This window comes from Cupriavidus sp. FW305-46, from assembly GCF_058787075.1.
Map to the genome: position 1 here is coordinate 126,815 of NZ_JBYSZI010000005.1, position 14,459 is coordinate 141,273.

The 14,459-nt window shown below is 66.3% G+C and carries 16 protein-coding genes; 9 read left to right on the forward strand and 7 right to left on the reverse strand.

The window, feature by feature from the left end; all coding sequences use genetic code 11:
- Nucleotides 1-463: 463 nt before the first annotated feature.
- On the forward strand, nucleotides 464-670 hold the full coding sequence (locus tag AC3WON_RS04055; RefSeq protein WP_010814999.1) for a cold-shock protein: 207 nt from the start codon (nucleotides 464-466) through the stop codon (nucleotides 668-670).
- A 211-nt stretch (nucleotides 671-881) separates the two neighbouring features.
- On the opposite strand, the gene AC3WON_RS04060 is transcribed toward AC3WON_RS04055, so the two are convergent.
- Complete coding sequence (locus AC3WON_RS04060; RefSeq protein WP_010815000.1) at nucleotides 882-1,343, reverse strand: VOC family protein; 462 nt, start codon at nucleotides 1,341-1,343, stop codon at nucleotides 882-884.
- A 148-nt stretch (nucleotides 1,344-1,491) separates the two neighbouring features.
- A complete protein-coding gene (icd, locus tag AC3WON_RS04065; RefSeq protein ID WP_492319650.1) occupies nucleotides 1,492-2,742 on the reverse strand; it encodes an NADP-dependent isocitrate dehydrogenase in 1,251 nt (416 codons plus the stop codon).
- A 273-nt stretch (nucleotides 2,743-3,015) separates the two neighbouring features.
- On the opposite strand from icd, the gene AC3WON_RS04070 reads away from it, so the two are divergent.
- From AC3WON_RS04070 to AC3WON_RS04080, 3 genes are all read left to right on the forward strand, one after another.
- The gene (locus AC3WON_RS04070) at nucleotides 3,016-3,678 is read left to right on the forward strand and encodes a pseudouridine synthase (RefSeq protein WP_492319649.1); all 663 of its coding nucleotides are present in this window, start codon (nucleotides 3,016-3,018) and stop codon (nucleotides 3,676-3,678) included.
- 105 nt (nucleotides 3,679-3,783) lie between these two features.
- Nucleotides 3,784-3,987: a hypothetical protein gene (locus AC3WON_RS04075; RefSeq protein ID WP_340524285.1), complete on the forward strand. Its 204-nt coding sequence runs from the start codon at nucleotides 3,784-3,786 to the stop codon at nucleotides 3,985-3,987.
- 187 nt (nucleotides 3,988-4,174) lie between these two features.
- Nucleotides 4,175-4,633 (forward strand): DUF192 domain-containing protein, encoded by a 459-nt coding sequence (locus AC3WON_RS04080; RefSeq protein ID WP_492319648.1) that lies wholly within the window; start codon nucleotides 4,175-4,177, stop codon nucleotides 4,631-4,633.
- A 52-nt stretch (nucleotides 4,634-4,685) separates the two neighbouring features.
- Here the strand turns inward: AC3WON_RS04080 and AC3WON_RS04085 are convergent, their stop codons facing one another.
- Nucleotides 4,686-5,171 (reverse strand): YajQ family cyclic di-GMP-binding protein, encoded by a 486-nt coding sequence (locus AC3WON_RS04085; protein ID WP_018311553.1) that lies wholly within the window; start codon nucleotides 5,169-5,171, stop codon nucleotides 4,686-4,688.
- Between the two features lie 125 nt (nucleotides 5,172-5,296).
- Between AC3WON_RS04085 and murB the strand changes: the two genes are divergently transcribed.
- Complete coding sequence (gene murB, locus AC3WON_RS04090; protein WP_492351198.1) at nucleotides 5,297-6,307, forward strand: UDP-N-acetylmuramate dehydrogenase; 1,011 nt, start codon at nucleotides 5,297-5,299, stop codon at nucleotides 6,305-6,307.
- A gap of 33 nt (nucleotides 6,308-6,340) precedes the next feature.
- Here the strand turns inward: murB and ppnP are convergent, their stop codons facing one another.
- Together ppnP and argF are read right to left on the reverse strand one after the other, a co-directional pair.
- On the reverse strand, nucleotides 6,341-6,652 hold the full coding sequence (gene ppnP, locus AC3WON_RS04095; RefSeq protein ID WP_010815007.1) for a pyrimidine/purine nucleoside phosphorylase: 312 nt from the start codon (nucleotides 6,650-6,652) through the stop codon (nucleotides 6,341-6,343).
- A gap of 85 nt (nucleotides 6,653-6,737) precedes the next feature.
- Entirely contained in the window at nucleotides 6,738-7,661 is a 924-nt protein-coding gene (argF, locus tag AC3WON_RS04100) for an ornithine carbamoyltransferase (protein ID WP_035821233.1), read from the reverse strand.
- A 437-nt stretch (nucleotides 7,662-8,098) separates the two neighbouring features.
- On the opposite strand from argF, the gene AC3WON_RS04105 reads away from it, so the two are divergent.
- Nucleotides 8,099-8,398, forward strand: a complete 300-nt coding sequence (locus tag AC3WON_RS04105) for a DUF3579 domain-containing protein (RefSeq protein ID WP_010815009.1) — start codon at nucleotides 8,099-8,101, stop codon at nucleotides 8,396-8,398.
- Between the two features lie 113 nt (nucleotides 8,399-8,511).
- Here AC3WON_RS04105 and rpsT read toward each other — a convergent pair whose 3' ends face one another.
- The gene (gene rpsT, locus AC3WON_RS04110) at nucleotides 8,512-8,778 is read right to left on the reverse strand and encodes a 30S ribosomal protein S20 (protein ID WP_010815010.1); all 267 of its coding nucleotides are present in this window, start codon (nucleotides 8,776-8,778) and stop codon (nucleotides 8,512-8,514) included.
- Nucleotides 8,779-9,105: 327 nt separating this feature from the next.
- Here rpsT and murJ point away from each other — a divergent pair, with 327 nt between their 5' ends.
- Both murJ and AC3WON_RS04120 read left to right on the forward strand, forming a co-directional pair.
- Nucleotides 9,106-10,656: a murein biosynthesis integral membrane protein MurJ gene (murJ, locus tag AC3WON_RS04115; protein ID WP_492340364.1), complete on the forward strand. Its 1,551-nt coding sequence runs from the start codon at nucleotides 9,106-9,108 to the stop codon at nucleotides 10,654-10,656.
- A gap of 96 nt (nucleotides 10,657-10,752) precedes the next feature.
- The gene (locus AC3WON_RS04120; RefSeq protein WP_340524264.1) at nucleotides 10,753-11,601 is read left to right on the forward strand and encodes a SirB1 family protein; all 849 of its coding nucleotides are present in this window, start codon (nucleotides 10,753-10,755) and stop codon (nucleotides 11,599-11,601) included.
- Nucleotides 11,602-11,655: 54 nt separating this feature from the next.
- Here AC3WON_RS04120 and AC3WON_RS04125 read toward each other — a convergent pair whose 3' ends face one another.
- The gene (locus AC3WON_RS04125; protein WP_035821236.1) at nucleotides 11,656-12,309 is read right to left on the reverse strand and encodes a VTT domain-containing protein; all 654 of its coding nucleotides are present in this window, start codon (nucleotides 12,307-12,309) and stop codon (nucleotides 11,656-11,658) included.
- 165 nt (nucleotides 12,310-12,474) lie between these two features.
- On the opposite strand from AC3WON_RS04125, the gene mutL reads away from it, so the two are divergent.
- On the forward strand, nucleotides 12,475-14,457 hold the full coding sequence (mutL, locus tag AC3WON_RS04130; RefSeq protein ID WP_492351199.1) for a DNA mismatch repair endonuclease MutL: 1,983 nt from the start codon (nucleotides 12,475-12,477) through the stop codon (nucleotides 14,455-14,457).
- Nucleotides 14,458-14,459 lie beyond the last annotated feature (2 nt).

Below are 14,459 nucleotides of genomic sequence, written 5' to 3' on the forward strand. Positions count from 1 at the left end.
CGGATTCAAGAGCCGGGCCACCTGTTTCCGGTGGTGGAAGGACGCGGGATTTCACGCGGGAGGCATTGCAAGGCACGTGGCCGGCGCGGGCGGGACAGCAAACACGGCGGCCCTGGCGCATGCCGCCAAGGTACCACCAGGTGCCGTCCCATTCCCGCCACACCCTGCTGGCAGTGGGGAATCCGCCAACTTGACAGTATCCTGCTTTGCCAGAAGAATCGTTCGCACACCTGTCGACGGCCAACGAGCCAAAGCAACAGCCGAGGCAGGTGATCCGTGAGCAGGGAGGCCACGGCCGCCGCGGCGGCGAGTCAGCATCGAGACTGGCCGCCACGCGATTGCACCTCGCCGCGCGTCATCGCCGGCCGCACCTCAGGACGCGGCAGGTCATGGCGCCGCAGTCCGTGCCGTCTGGCTGGCAAGGCTTCCCCGCTTTGAAATCTGCTATTTCGTGGGGGAGTATATGGCAAGCGGTATCGTCAAATGGTTCAATGACGCCAAGGGCTTCGGGTTCATCAAGCCGGACGAGGGCGAAGAAGAACTGTTTGCGCACTTTTCGGCTATCCAGATGTCCGGCTTCAAGACGCTGAAGGAAGGTCAACGCGTCTCGTTCGAGGTGGTCCAGGGCCCCAAGGGCAAGCAAGCCACCAATATCCAGGACGCCAGCTAAAGCGCGCCGCGACCGCATCCCGGCCGCAGAGCCGCGGAGCGGTCAACCAGGATGTGGGGGGAGCTCCCCCGGGACGGGATCGAGGCCGGCGCCCCGCGTTGCCGCCACGGCGGCGCGGCGGGTGCCGGCTCGGATCAGCTGCACGCTCCACATCCGACCGAAAGCCCGGCCTTGCGCCGGGCTTTCTGCTTGGGCCCCGGGGTCCGGGCCATCAGGCCCAGCCGTCGATCTTGAGCCCGCTGGCCTGCTCGGCTTCTTCCCTGGTGACCTTGCGCACAGTCTGGCCGAAGGTCCAGACATGGCCCTCCGCGTCCCGGGCCGTATAGGTCCGGTCGCCGTAGAACTCGTCCTGCGGCTCGCGCAGGATCACGGCCCCGGCGGCGCGGGCGCGCTCGCAATGCTGGTCCAGCCCTTCCTGCAGGTGCACGTGCAGGGTCTGGGTATTCTTGCCCCCGATCGAGGCCGGGCTGGCGGTAAAGTCTGCCCACTCGCTGCCCACCATCAGGTAGCTGTCGCCGAAACGCATTTCAGAATGCACCAGTTGGTCCTGCTGGTCGCGGATCACCATGACCCGCTCAAAGCCGAAGGCGCGCTCCAGCCAGTCCAGGGCCGCCAGCGGGTCCTTGTAGAAGAGGGCCGCACCGAACGCGGTGCGGCGGAAGGGATCGTCCATGCCTGTCTCCTCGGGCCGCCAGGCCCGTCAGTCCAACCCCTGACGTTCTAGGCAACACTGGCGCCCGGGGCAAGAAAAAACCCCGGCGCCGACCAGACAGCACCGGGGTTTTCCTTGGCAGGTCGCCCGCCGCAGCGGGAGTCCGTGCTTACATATTGTCGATCATCACCTGGCCAAAGCCCGAGCACGACACCTGCGTCGCGCCTTCCAGCAGGCGGGCGAAGTCATACGTCACCTTCTTGGACAGGATCGACTTCTCCATCGACGAGATGATCAGGTCCGCGGCTTCGGTCCAGCCCATGTGACGCAGCATCATTTCGGCCGACAGGATTTCGGAGCCCGGGTTGACGTAGTCCTTGCCGGCGTACTTCGGCGCGGTGCCATGGGTGGCCTCGAACATGGCGACCGAGTCAGACATGTTGGCACCCGGGGCGATGCCGATGCCGCCGACTTGCGCGGCCAGCGCGTCGGAGACATAGTCGCCGTTCAGGTTCAGCGTGGCGATCACCGAGTATTCGGCCGGACGCAGCAGGATCTGCTGCAGGAAGGCGTCGGCAATGGCGTCCTTGACCACGATGTCCTTGCCGGTCTTCGGGTTCTTGAACTTGCACCACGGGCCGCCGTCGACCAGCTCGGCGCCGAATTCCTTTTGCGCCAGTTCGTAGCCCCAGTCACGGAAGCCACCTTCGGTGAACTTCATGATGTTGCCCTTGTGCACCAGCGTCACCGACGGCTTGTCGTTGTCGATGGCGTACTGGATCGCCTTGCGCACCAGGCGCTCGGTGCCCTCGCGCGAGACCGGCTTGATGCCGATGCCCGAGGTCGCCGGGAAGCGGATCTTCTTGACGCCCATCTCGTCCTGCAGGAACTTAATGAGCTTCTTCGCCTGCTCGCTCTCGGCCGCCCATTCGATGCCGGCGTAGATGTCCTCCGAGTTCTCGCGGAAGATCACCATGTCGGTCTTTTCCGGTTCACGCACCGGCGAGGGCACGCCCTTAAAGTAGCGCACCGGGCGCAGGCAGACGTACAGGTCCAGCTGCTGGCGCAGCGCCACGTTCAGCGAGCGGATGCCGCCGCCCACCGGCGTGGTCAGCGGGCCCTTGATCGAGACCACATAGTCCTTGAGCACCTCCAGGGTTTCGTCCGGCAGCCACACGTCCGGGCCGTAGACCTTGGTCGACTTCTCGCCGGCGTAGATCTCCATCCAGGCGATCTTGCGCTTGCCGCCATAGGCCTTGGCCACGGCCGCATCGACCACCTTGATCATCACCGGGGTGATATCGAGGCCCGTACCGTCGCCTTCGATGTAAGGAATGATCGGATTGTCCGGGACATTCAGCGAAAAGTCCTGGTTGACCGTGATCTTTTCGCCGGCCGGAACCTTGATATGTTGGTACATGACGTCTCCAGTACGGAACGGTTGTGACTGCCGCCGGTTCGTGGCCGGTCGGCGAGATTCGGGGAGATGGCGCTGTGGCATTGTAGCGGGCCTTACCGCGCGCCCGTGCTGCATTGCATCACCCTTGCGCCACCCTGGGCTGCCTTCAGTCTTATATAAGACACAAGACTAATTTCGTATTATGCAGCAATTTTTCATCATCCGCCAATCGGGCCGGACCCCAGATCCTTCGATCTCCCGGCCCGGCGCGCCGCTGGGGCATACTTGCGCCCCATGACCCTGATTGCCCTGAACAAGCCGTTTGGCACCATGAGCCAGTTCTCGGAACACCCGACGCGCCCGACGCTGGCCGCGTGCGTGAGCGTGCCCGGCGTCTACCCGGCCGGGCGGCTCGATGCCGACAGCGAGGGCCTGCTGCTGCTGACCGACGACGGCGCGCTGCAGGCCCGCATCGCCGACCCGCGCCACAAGCTGGAGAAGACCTACCTGGCACAGGTCGAAGGCATTCCGGATGCCGCCGCGCTGGCCCGGCTGCGCGCCGGGGTAGACCTGGGCGACTTCGTCACGCAGCCGGCCAGGGTACGCGCGATCGAGGCACCAGACTGGCTGTGGCCGCGCCAGCCGCCAGTGCGCTTTCGCGCGGCGATCCCGACCGCGTGGCTGGAGCTGAAGATCCGCGAGGGCAAGAACCGGCAGGTGCGCCGCATGACCGCCGCGGTCGGCTTTCCCACATTGCGGCTGGTGCGCGTCGGGATCGGCCCGCTCGACCTGCGGGCGCTCGGCCTCGCGCCCGGGGCCTGCTGCGAGGTGTTGCCCGCGCAACTGGGACTGGCACCGGCAGCACCGCACATGCGCCAGGAGCCGGCACCGCGATCCCATGTCTCGAAGACCAGACAGGCGAACGACACCAAGCGGCGTTCTCGTTACAAAAACTAACAAGTCGCGGGTCAACGCTGGCGACCGCCGCCTCGTTCTTGTCGGGGACACGTCCTATCACGCGTCAATCTTTCCGACTGTTCTCATCCTTCGAGGTAATACGTCATGAAAAAACTGATCGCTGCTCTGGTTGTTGGCCTGTTCGCCACCGGCGCCTTCGCCCAGGCTTCGGCACCTGCTGCCGCCGACGCTGCAGCGCCCGCGGCCACCAAGGAAGCCCCGAAGACCACGACCAAGAAGAAGACCACCCACAAGAAGCACAGCAAGAAGAAGGCTGCCCCCGCCGCTTCGGCCCCGGCTGCCCAGTAATCGCTGGCGCCCCTCCCTGCCCCGTGCGCTCGCGAGGCAGGAAAGAGAAGGCAGGCTGCCGCCAGGCGCCTGCCTTTTTTGTTGCCGCGATTGCTCGTGATGCGCGACGTACCGCCCGCCGCACATCGGCACGGCGCGCGTGCGCTATGCTTGCGGCTGCTGCCCGCGCCATTTCAGACTGAACACCATGCCCTTCCTGTCCAACACGCTGTTGTCACGATGCTCCTCGATTGCCGGCCTGCTCGCGCTGAGCGCCGGGATCGCGCACGCGCAGGCCGCGCTGCCGGTGGTGCCGCTCACCGCGGGCATGTTTGCGATCCAGGCCGAGGTTGCCGCCACGCCGGCAGCGCGCGAACAGGGGCTGATGTACCGCACGACCATGGCCCCCAACGCCGGCATGCTGTTCGTGTTCGAGCAGAAGGCGGGCCACTGCTTCTGGATGCGCAACACCGAGCTGCCGCTGTCGATCGCCTTCCTGGCCGATGACGGCACCATCGTCAATATCGAGGACATGGCGCCGCGCACGGAGAGCAACCATTGCCCGAAGGCGGCGATCCGCTATGCGCTGGAAATGAACAAGGGATGGTTCGCGCAGAAAGGCATCAAGGCCGGCGCGAAAATCGGCGGACTGCCGCAGCCTCGCTGAGTGCGGCAGCGCCAGGCGGCGCCGGCAGGAGCGCCGGCGCGGAGGGCAAGAATCAGTCGCGGAAGTTGTTGAAGTCCAGCGGCGCCTCGGACACGTCCTTGCGCAGCATCGCCATCACGCTTTGCAGGTCGTCGCGCTTGGCGCCCGACACGCGCACCGCATCGCCCTGGATGCTGGCCTGCACCTTGATCTTGCTGTCCTTGATGATGCGCACGATCTTCTTGGACAGGTCGCCGGTCACGCCCTTCTTGATCGTGATCACCTGCTTGACCTTGTCGCCGCTGATCTTGTCGATCTTGCCGTAGTCCAGGAAGCGCACGTCCACGTTGCGCTTGGCCATCTTGTTGATCAGCACATCCTTGACCTGGCTCAGCTTGAAATCATCGTCGGCAAAGGCAGTCAGTTCATTTTCCTTGTGCTCGACCCGGGCGTCCGAGCCCTTGAAATCGAAGCGCGTCGAGATTTCCTTGTTGGCCTGCTCGACGGCGTTCTTCACCTCGACCATGTTCGCTTCGCACACTACATCAAACGACGGCATTGCATTCTCCTTGTGATCCGTATGCCCGGAAGCCGGCCGCGCACGGCGCTTTCCGTATAATCCAGCCTACCTCGCAGTTCCGGGTCGCTTGCCCTCCAGCGGCGGCCGCGTCACCTTTCCCTTGCATGGCAGATTTCCACGAATTCTATCCCCTGCGTCGCCACAATACATTCGGATTCGACGCGCGCGCGCGCTTTGCGGTGCATGTGCGCAGCGAAGGCGACCTGACCGCGGCCCTGGCCGACCCGCGTGCCGACGGCCTGCCGCTGGTGGTCCTGGGCGGCGGCAGCAATGTGGTGCTGACCGGCGACCTGGACGCGCTGGTGCTGCTGATGGAAATCCCCGGCTACCACCCGGAGGAGACTGGCGATGCCTGGCTGGTCACCGCCGGCGCCGGCGAGAACTGGAACGCGCTGGTCAACCGCACCATCGCCGACGGCATGCCCGGCCTGGAAAACCTGGCGCTGATCCCCGGTACCGCGGGCGCCGCGCCGATCCAGAACATCGGCGCCTACGGGGTGGAACTGCGCGAGCGCTTCGAAGGCGTGCGCGCCTATGACCGCCACACCGGCGCATTCGTGTGGCTGGACCTGCGGGCCTGCGGCTTCGGCTACCGCGACAGCCTGTTCAAGCGCGCCGGCGCCAGCCGCTACATCATCACGGCGGTGACGCTGAGCCTGCCCAAGGCGTGGCAACCGGTGCTGTCGTACGGGGAGCTGGCGCGCGAACTCGATGGCCGGGCCGCGCCCGATGCGGGCACGATTCGCGACACCGTGGTCGCGATCCGTTCGCGCAAGCTGCCCGACCCGGCGCAGCTGGGCAATGCGGGCAGCTTCTTCAAGAATCCGCTGGTCAGCGCCGCGCAGCGCGACGCGCTGCTGCAGGCCAACCCGGACCTGGTCAGCTATGCGCAGCCGGACGGCTCGTACAAGCTGGCCGCCGGCTGGCTGATCGACCGCTGCGGCTTCAAGGGCGTAACCGATGGGCCGGTGGGCGTCTACGGCAAGCAGGCGCTGGTGCTGGTGCACCACGGCGGCGGCACCGGCGCGATGCTGCTGGCACTGGCCAACCGTATCGCCGATGCGGTGCAGGCGCGCTTTGGCGTGCGCATCGAACCGGAGCCGGTAGTGCTGTAAAGCAGGCGGGCCAGGACCGGCCCGCCGCGCCTGTCACGCGAAGTGGCAGACGTAGTCCAGCGTTTCCTGCACCTCGATATCGAAGCTGCTGTTGCCCGGCACGCTGAACTGCTGGCCTGCGCCATAGGTCTGCCAGTCTTCCGAACCGGCCAGGCGCACGCGGCAGGTGCCGGCGTTGATTTCCATGATCTCGGGCGCGCCGGTGTTGAAGGTCAGCGCGGCCGGGAAGATCACGCCCAGCGTCTTGCGGGTGCCGTCCGGGAACAGCACGGTGTGGCTGACGCACTTGCCGTCAAAGTACAGGTTGGCTTTCTTGACGACCGACACGTTGTCGAACTGGCTCACTTCCATCTCCTTGGGTTTCTGTACGAAAGACGTAAAAAGAGGGGCCATCGCGGCCCCTCCCTGTTCACCCCCGCGCCGCGCTGGTTCAGTAGCGGCCGCAGAGCAGGTATTCCATCAGCGCCTTCTGCACGTGCAGGCGGTTCTCGGCCTCTTCCCAGACCACGCTCTTGGGACCGTCGATCACGGCGGCCTCGACTTCCTCGCCGCGGTGCGCCGGCAGGCAGTGCATGAAGAGCGCGTCGGGCTCGGCGCGGTCCATCATCGGGGTGGTGACCATCCAATCCTTGAAGGCGCGCTTGCGGGCGTCGTTCTCGGCCTCGAAGCCCATGCTGGTCCAGACATCGGTGGTGACCAGGCTGGCGCCCTGGCAGGCCGTGAGCGGATCGTCGAAGACCTTGACCAGGCCGGCTGCCGACGCCGGCACCATGGCCGGATCGAGCTGGTAGCCCGGCGGCGCCGAGAAATGGAAGGTGAAGCCCAGCCGCTCGGCGGCCTGGATCCAGGTGTAGGCCATGTTGTTGGCATCGCCGATCCACGCCACGGTCTTGCCGCGGATGCTGCCGCGCTGCTCGATGTAGGTGAAGACGTCGGCCAGCACCTGGCACGGGTGGTATTCGTTGGTCAGGCCGTTGATCACCGGCACGCGCGAATGCGCGGCAAAGCGCTCGATGATGTCCTGGCCGAAAGTGCGGATCATGATGATGTCGACCATGCGCGAGATCACCTGCGCCGCATCCTCGATCGGCTCGCCGCGGCCCAGTTGCGAGTCGCGCGTGTTCAGGAACACCGCGTGGCCGCCGAGCTGGTGGATGCCGGCTTCGAACGACAGGCGCGTACGCGTGGAATTCTTCTCGAAGATCATGGCCAGCGTGCGGTCGTGCAGCGGGTGCCAGGTCTCGTAGTTCTTGAACTTGGCCTTCAGGATCCGCGCGCGATCCAGCAGGTACTCATACTCGTCGGGAGTGAAGTCGCTGAACTGGAGGTAATGCTTGATCGGGGTTGAGCTCATAAAACAAAGAAGGCGGCTCGGTGGGGACGCGCCGTCACGAAGTGTTCATGACTCAAGCGCGCCGCGGAGCCGCCTTTCGCGTCGCATACGCAATTTAACTGCAAGAATCATAAGGGATTATTTCTGCTTTGGCGAGTCCGGGACAACCCGGCACGGACTTGCGCCCTGCACTTGCCCGGGCCCGCTGACAGGTTCCCGACAGGATTCGCCCTTATGCGCAACTCTTATATAAGATATAATACCCGCTGATTCACGCGGGGCCCGGCATACCCATGCCGCTGCCCGCCGCCGGCATCAAAAGTGCCCCCGCAAGACACCGACGCCCCGCCTTCCGGCTGGAACCAGCGCGAACCAAACGCGCCCCGGCCGCGTCAAACGGGCGCCCGTCCAGCGGGTTTACCGTCGAGTCGTCCGCCTCACCCGCAGTGTCCAGCCTCATGAACCCCAACGTTCGCGAATTCTTTATCCAAGGCATTACCAAGGAAGGCAAGACCTTCCGCCCGAGCGACTGGGCCGAACGGCTGTGCGGCGTGATGGCGCAGTTCCGCCCCGAGGGCGACAGCGGCGACCCGCGCCTGACCTACTCCCCTTACGTGCGGCCGATCTTCGCCGGCAATGTCAAATGCGTGGTGGTGGACGTGCGGCTGCGCGACATTGAACCCAAGGCGCTGGATTTCGTGCTCAATTTTGCGCGCGACAACAACCTGCAGCTGGTTGAAGCCTGTTCGCTGGAATAAGCCTGCCGGCCTGGCGCCGGAAAGCAAAAAAGCTCGTCGGATGACGAGCTTTTTTGTTGGCGGATGCCTGGGCACCCGCCTCTGCTGGACCGCCGGGGCGGCCCGGGCAGCGATCAGGCAGCCATCGACTTGATGGCGGCCGACAGGCGCGACTTGTGACGTGCAGCCTTGTTCTTGTGCACGATCTTCTTGTCGGCAATGCTGTCGATCACGGCTTGCGAGTTCTTGAAGATCTCGGCGGCAGCGGCCTTGTCGCCAGCGTCGATGGCCTTGCGGACGGCCTTGACGGCGGTGCGCAGACGCGAACGCAGGCTGGAGTTGTGAGCGTTCTGGGCAACGGCCTGGCGGGCGCGCTTGCGAGCTTGTGCGGAATTTGCCATGTAAAAATATCCTGAATTCAGATGCGTGCCGCGGGGGACACAACAATTAAGTCATATCGAGCGACCCGGGATGCACTGACACACGAATCCGGAACGCAACTGTCCTTGTGAATCGGCAATTATACACAGATGCCGGCGCACAAAGCAACACGGCGGACACTTTGCCAGCTCAGGCCGGGCGGGCGCCGGGCCGATCCGTATAATAAGCGCCACATTGTGCCGGGGCACGTGGCGCGCCGGCAACTTTATCGCCCGGACCGCGTCTCAGTGGCGTCCCCGACATGCGGTGCGCCCGCACCGATCCACCGTCCCGCACCGACCCGCACCTTGAACCTGCTCAAAGCGCTCGCCACCATCAGCAGCCTGACGATGCTCTCGCGCGTCACCGGCCTCGTGCGCGAGATCCTGATCGCCCGCGCCTTCGGCGCGTCGGAGATGACCGACGCGTTCAACGTGGCCTTCCGCATTCCCAACCTGCTGCGCCGCATTTTCGGCGAAGGCGCGTTCTCGCAGGCCTTCGTGCCGATCCTCGGCGAATACCACACCAAGCGCGGCAACGAGCCGACCAAGGCACTGATCGACGCCGTCGCCACGGTCATGACCTGGGTGCTGATGGGCGTGTCCCTGCTTGGCGTGATCGGGGCACCGCTGGTGATGACCGCGGTCGCCACCGGCTTCCGCGGGCAAAGCGAAACGTATACCGCGGCCGTGTTCATGACGCGGGTGATGTTCCCGTATATCGGCCTGATCTCGCTGGTGGCGCTGGCGTCCGGCATCCTCAATACCTGGCGCAAGTTCGCGGTGCCGGCCTTCACGCCGGTGCTGCTCAACCTGTGCCTGATCATCGCGGCCCTGTTCGTCGGCCCGCACATGGACCAGCCGATCTACGCGCAGGCGTGGGGCGTGCTGGTCGGCGGCGTGCTGCAGCTGGCGATCCAGGTGCCGGCGCTGCGGCGCCTGGGCGTGATGCCGCGGCTGAGCTTCAACCTGCGCGCGGCGTGGTCCGATCCCGGCGTGCGCCGCATCCTGCGGCAGATGGGGCCGGCGCTGCTGGCCGTGTCGGTGGCGCAGATCAGCCAGATCATCAATACCAATATCGCCTCGCGGCTGGCCGCGGGCAGCGTCTCTTACCTGACCTATGCCGACCGGCTGATGGAATTCCCGACCGCGCTGCTGGGCGTGGCGCTGGGGACGATCCTGCTGCCGAGCCTGTCCAAGGCCAACGCCTCGGGCGACCATGCCGAGTACTCGAGCCTGCTCGACTGGGGCCTGCGCCTGACCTTCCTGCTGGCGGTGCCCTGCGCGGTGGGGCTGTTCGTGTTCGGCGCGCCGCTGACCGCCGTGCTGTTCAACTATGGCAAGTTCGACGCCCACGCGGTCGAGATGACGCGCCAGGCGCTGGTCTCGTACGGCGTCGGCCTGATGGGGCTGATTTCGATCAAGATCCTGGCGCCCGGCTTCTATGCGCGCCAGGATATCCGCACGCCGGTGAAGATCGCACTGCTGGTGCTGGTGATCACGCAGGCCTGCAACTATGCGTTCGTGCCGTGGATCGGCCATGCCGGGCTGGCGCTGTCGATCAGCGCCGGCGCCACCATCAACGCGCTGCTGCTGTTCTTCGGCCTGCGCCGGCGCGGCCTGTACCGGCCGGCGCCGGGCTGGTGGCTGTTCCTGGCGCAGTTGTGCGCCTCGGTGCTGCTGCTGTCCGGCATGCTGCTCTGGTTCGCGCGCAACTTCGACTGGATCGGACTGGGCGCGACGCCGCTGCTGCGCATCGCGCTGCTGGCTTCGTGCCTGGTACTTGCAGCGGTGGTCTACTTCGGTACACTGTGGCTCATGGGACTGCGCTACTCTGCCTTCAGGCGCCGCGCCGGCTGATGGGCCAGCGAATCTGCCAACGCATGGGCCACCTAACGAGCCGGCAATGGTGACCCACGCTGCGCGCGGTGCCGGCGGCTGCACCGGGAAACCGACATGACATCCACCAAAGTCCTGGATTATTTCGCCAGCCTCGTGGCTGACGAAAACGGCATCCCGCTGACCGAAACCGCGCTGTCCATCGCGCAGGACGCCTACCCCGACCTGGACCTGCAGGCCGAGCTTGCGGCGCTGGACGTGCTGGCGCTGCGCCTGAAGCGCCGGATCGCCGAAGGCACCCCCGCGATCCAGCGGCTGCGCCTGCTGAACCATTTCTTTTATCGCGACCTGGGTTTCGGCCCGAACGCGAACGACTACTACGACCCCGACAACTCCTACCTGAACGTGGTGCTGCGCCAGCGGCGCGGCATCCCGATCTCGCTTGCGGTGCTGTTCATGGAGCTGGGCCAGCAGATCGGCCTGCCGCTCAAGGGCGTGTCGTTCCCCAACCATTTCCTGCTGCGCATGACGATTCCTGCCGGCGAGGTGATCCTGGACCCGCTCACCGGCGAGACCCTGTCGAAGGAACGGCTGCAGGAAATGCTGGATCCGTACCTGGAGCGCGAAGGCATCAGCGATGCCAGCCAGGTGCCGCTGGGCCTGTTCCTGCGCGCGGCCAGCCACCGCGAGATCGTCGCGCGCATGCTGCGCAACCTGAAGGCAATCTACCTGCAGGAGTCGCGCTGGCAGCGGCTACTGGCGGTGCAGAACCGGCTGGTGATCCTGCTGCCGGGTTCGATCGAGGAAGTGCGCGACCGGGGGCTGGCGTACGCCAACCTGGAGTGCTTCCGACCCGCGCTGGCCGACCTGGAAGCCTATGTGCTGGCCCGGCCCGATGCGGCCGATATCGGCCAGATCCGCGAGCGCATGCCGGCGCTGCGGATGATGAGCCGCAGCCTCAACTAAGAACCCGCTTCATAGTGAAAAAGGGGCGCGAAGGCTGCGCGGCCCCTCACTGGCTCAGCGCTCCACGCGCGTGGGCCGGCGGCGGTTGCCGCGCACCAGCTTCCACAGCCCGCCCAGCACCAGCGGCACCACGGCCGCGCCGATGCCGGCCAGCACGATCAGGTTCAGGTACTGGCGGATGAACGGCAGGTTGCCGAAGAAGTAGCCGGCAAAGACCAGGCCGACCACCCAGGCCACGGCGCCGACCACGTTGAACATCTGGAAGCGCGCAAAGGTCATCTGCGACACGCCCGCCACGAACGGGGCGAAGGTGCGCACGATCGGCACGAAGCGCGCCATCACCAGCGTCTTGCCGCCGTGCCGCTCATAGAAGTCATGGGTGCGGCGCAGCGCATCCTGGTCCAGGAAGCGCCACTGGTGGTCGAACACCTTGGGCCCGATCCAGCTGCCCACCAGGTAGTTGACGGTATTGCCGGAAATCGCCGCCACCAGCAGCAGGCCGATCAGTGCCCACTCGTTCATGGCGCCGGTTGCGCAGAAGGCGCCCGCGATAAACAGCAGCGAGTCGCCCGGCAGGAATGGAAGGACCACCAGACCGGTTTCGGCAAAGACGATCAGGAACAGGATGGCATAGACCCAGTGGCCGTACTGGTCGATGACCGTGCCGAGGTATTTGTCGACATGCACCAGCATGTCGATGAGCTGCAAAGCGAGATCCAAGTCGTTCCCCGTTGATGGTTTGGTTGACTGCGTTCTGTCCGATGCGGCCTGGGCCGCCTTGGCCTGAATCATACAAGAGCCGCCGCGCCAATCCGTCACCTGCGGCGCCTTTGCGCGTCCGACTCCGTGCGGGCGTCCACGTATAATCGCCGGATGCCTGCCTCCGCCTCCAGCACCGCCCTGCGCACCACCCAGCAGCCGCGCCCGATCCGGCCGCTGCCGGACCAGCTCATCAGCCAGATCGCCGCCGGCGAAGTGGTGGAACGACCGGCCTCGGTGGTCAAGGAGTTGCTGGAAAACGCGCTCGACGCCGGCGCCACGCAGCTCGGCATCCGGTTGGAAGAAGGCGGCGTGCGGCGCATCGTCATCACGGACAACGGCTGCGGCATCCCTGCGGCAGAGTTGCCGGTCGCGCTGATGCGCCACGCCACCAGCAAGATTGCGTCGCTCGACGAACTGGAATCGGTGCTGACGCTGGGCTTCCGCGGCGAGGCCCTGGCCTCGATCGCCTCGGTGTCCCAGCTGGCCCTGACCAGCCGCACCGCGGCCGATGCCCATGCCACCCAGGTCAGCGCCGATACCGGCACGGTGCAGCCTGCCTCGGGCGGGGTCGGCACCACCGTCGACGTGCAGCACCTCTACTTCAACACGCCAGCGCGCCGAAAGTTCCTCAAATCGGAGCAAACCGAGCTGGGGCACTGCCTGGAGATGGTGCGGCGCGTGGCGCTGGCGCGGCCCGACGTGACCATCTCGGTCCACCACAACGGCAAGCCGCTGGAGCACTGGAATGCCGGCGACGTCGCCACCCGCACCGCGCAGGTGCTGGGCAATGACTTTGCCCGCGCCCGCCTGCCACTGGACGAAGAGGCCGACACGCTGCACCTGTATGGCTTTGCCGGGCTGCCCACCGCCTCGCGCGGGCGGCCGGACCAGCAGTACTTCTTTGTCAACGGCCGCTTCGTGCGCGACAAGCTGCTCAACCACGCGGTGCGCAGCGCCTACCAGGACGTGCTGCACGGCGACCGCTTCCCGTCCTATGTGCTGTGCCTGGACCTGCCGCCGGAGATGGTCGACGTCAACGTGCATCCGTCGAAGATCGAAGTGCGCTTCCGTGAATCGCGCGCCGTGCACCAGTTCGTCTACCACGCGGTGCAGCGCTGCCTGGCGCGGCAGGCCGGCGGGAACGGCGACAGCCTGCATACCGACGCCGACGGCGAGATCACCCTGCCGCCTGGCGGCGCGACCCCGGCGGCCGGCGCACGGCCAGGCTATGGCGGCGGCAGTGGTGGCGGCGGCCAGTGGATCAATTATTCCGCGGCACGCCAGACCGAACTCGGCATCGCCCAGCCACGCCAGGCCTACCTGGGCATGGTGCGCGATGCCGCCGCACCGGCGGCGCGGCCCTATGGCGCCATGCCCGGCACCCCGGCGCAGCCGCCGGCCTGGCTGGCCGACGCCCAGGCGGCACGCGCCGACGACCCGCCCGGCCTGCTGGACCGGCTGCCGCCGGCGGCGCGCGCCGGCTTTGCCGATCCTGCCGACGCCCCCGACGACCACCCGCTCGGCTACGCCATCGCCCAGCTGCATGGCATCTATGTGCTGGCACAGAACGCGCGCGGGCTGGTGCTGGTGGACATGCATGCCGCGCACGAACGCATCCTGTACGAGCAGATCAAGGCCGGCCTGGACGCGCGCGACCTGGCGGTGCAGCCGCTGCTGATCCCGGTCACGCTGCCCGGCAGCCCGGTCGAGATCGGCGTGGCCGAAGAACACCAGGAGACGCTGACGCTGCTGGGCTTCGATATCGCCCCGGTGTCGCCCACCACTCTCGCGGTGCGCGCGGTGCCGGCGCTGCTGCAGCAGGCCGATGCCGAAGCGCTGGCGCGCGACGTGCTGCGCGACCTGCATGCCTATGGCGGCTCGCGCGTGCTGGCCGAGCGCCGCAACGAACTGCTGGCCACCCTCGCCTGCCACAGCGCGGTGCGCGCCAACCGCAAGCTCACGCTCGAGGAAATGAACGCGCTCTTGCGCCAGATGGAGCAGACCGAGCGCGCCGACCAGTGCAACCACGGCCGCCCGACCTGGGTGCAACTGACCGTGACCGAGCTGGACCGGCTGTTCCTGCGCGGGCAGTAAGC

Bases quoted from the DNA above. Each gene is read 5' to 3' on its own strand.
- AC3WON_RS04055 (WP_010814999.1), top strand. From the start codon at position 464: ATGGCAAGCGGTATCGTCAAATGGTTCAATGACGCCAAGGGCTTCGGG.
- AC3WON_RS04085 (WP_018311553.1), bottom strand. From the start codon at position 5,171: ATGCCGTCGTTTGATGTAGTGTGCGAAGCGAACATGGTCGAGGTGAAG.
- AC3WON_RS04080 (WP_492319648.1), top strand. From the start codon at position 4,175: ATGCCCTTCCTGTCCAACACGCTGTTGTCACGATGCTCCTCGATTGCC.
- AC3WON_RS04060 (WP_010815000.1), bottom strand. From the start codon at position 1,343: ATGGACGATCCCTTCCGCCGCACCGCGTTCGGTGCGGCCCTCTTCTAC.
- mutL (WP_492351199.1), top strand. From the start codon at position 12,475: ATGCCTGCCTCCGCCTCCAGCACCGCCCTGCGCACCACCCAGCAGCCG.
- AC3WON_RS04070 (WP_492319649.1), top strand. From the start codon at position 3,016: ATGACCCTGATTGCCCTGAACAAGCCGTTTGGCACCATGAGCCAGTTC.
- argF (WP_035821233.1), bottom strand. From the start codon at position 7,661: ATGAGCTCAACCCCGATCAAGCATTACCTCCAGTTCAGCGACTTCACT.
- AC3WON_RS04120 (WP_340524264.1), top strand. From the start codon at position 10,753: ATGACATCCACCAAAGTCCTGGATTATTTCGCCAGCCTCGTGGCTGAC.
- icd (WP_492319650.1), bottom strand. From the start codon at position 2,742: ATGTACCAACATATCAAGGTTCCGGCCGGCGAAAAGATCACGGTCAAC.
- murB (WP_492351198.1), top strand. From the start codon at position 5,297: ATGGCAGATTTCCACGAATTCTATCCCCTGCGTCGCCACAATACATTC.
- AC3WON_RS04075 (WP_340524285.1), top strand. From the start codon at position 3,784: ATGAAAAAACTGATCGCTGCTCTGGTTGTTGGCCTGTTCGCCACCGGC.
- rpsT (WP_010815010.1), bottom strand. From the start codon at position 8,778: ATGGCAAATTCCGCACAAGCTCGCAAGCGCGCCCGCCAGGCCGTTGCC.
- AC3WON_RS04105 (WP_010815009.1), top strand. From the start codon at position 8,099: ATGAACCCCAACGTTCGCGAATTCTTTATCCAAGGCATTACCAAGGAA.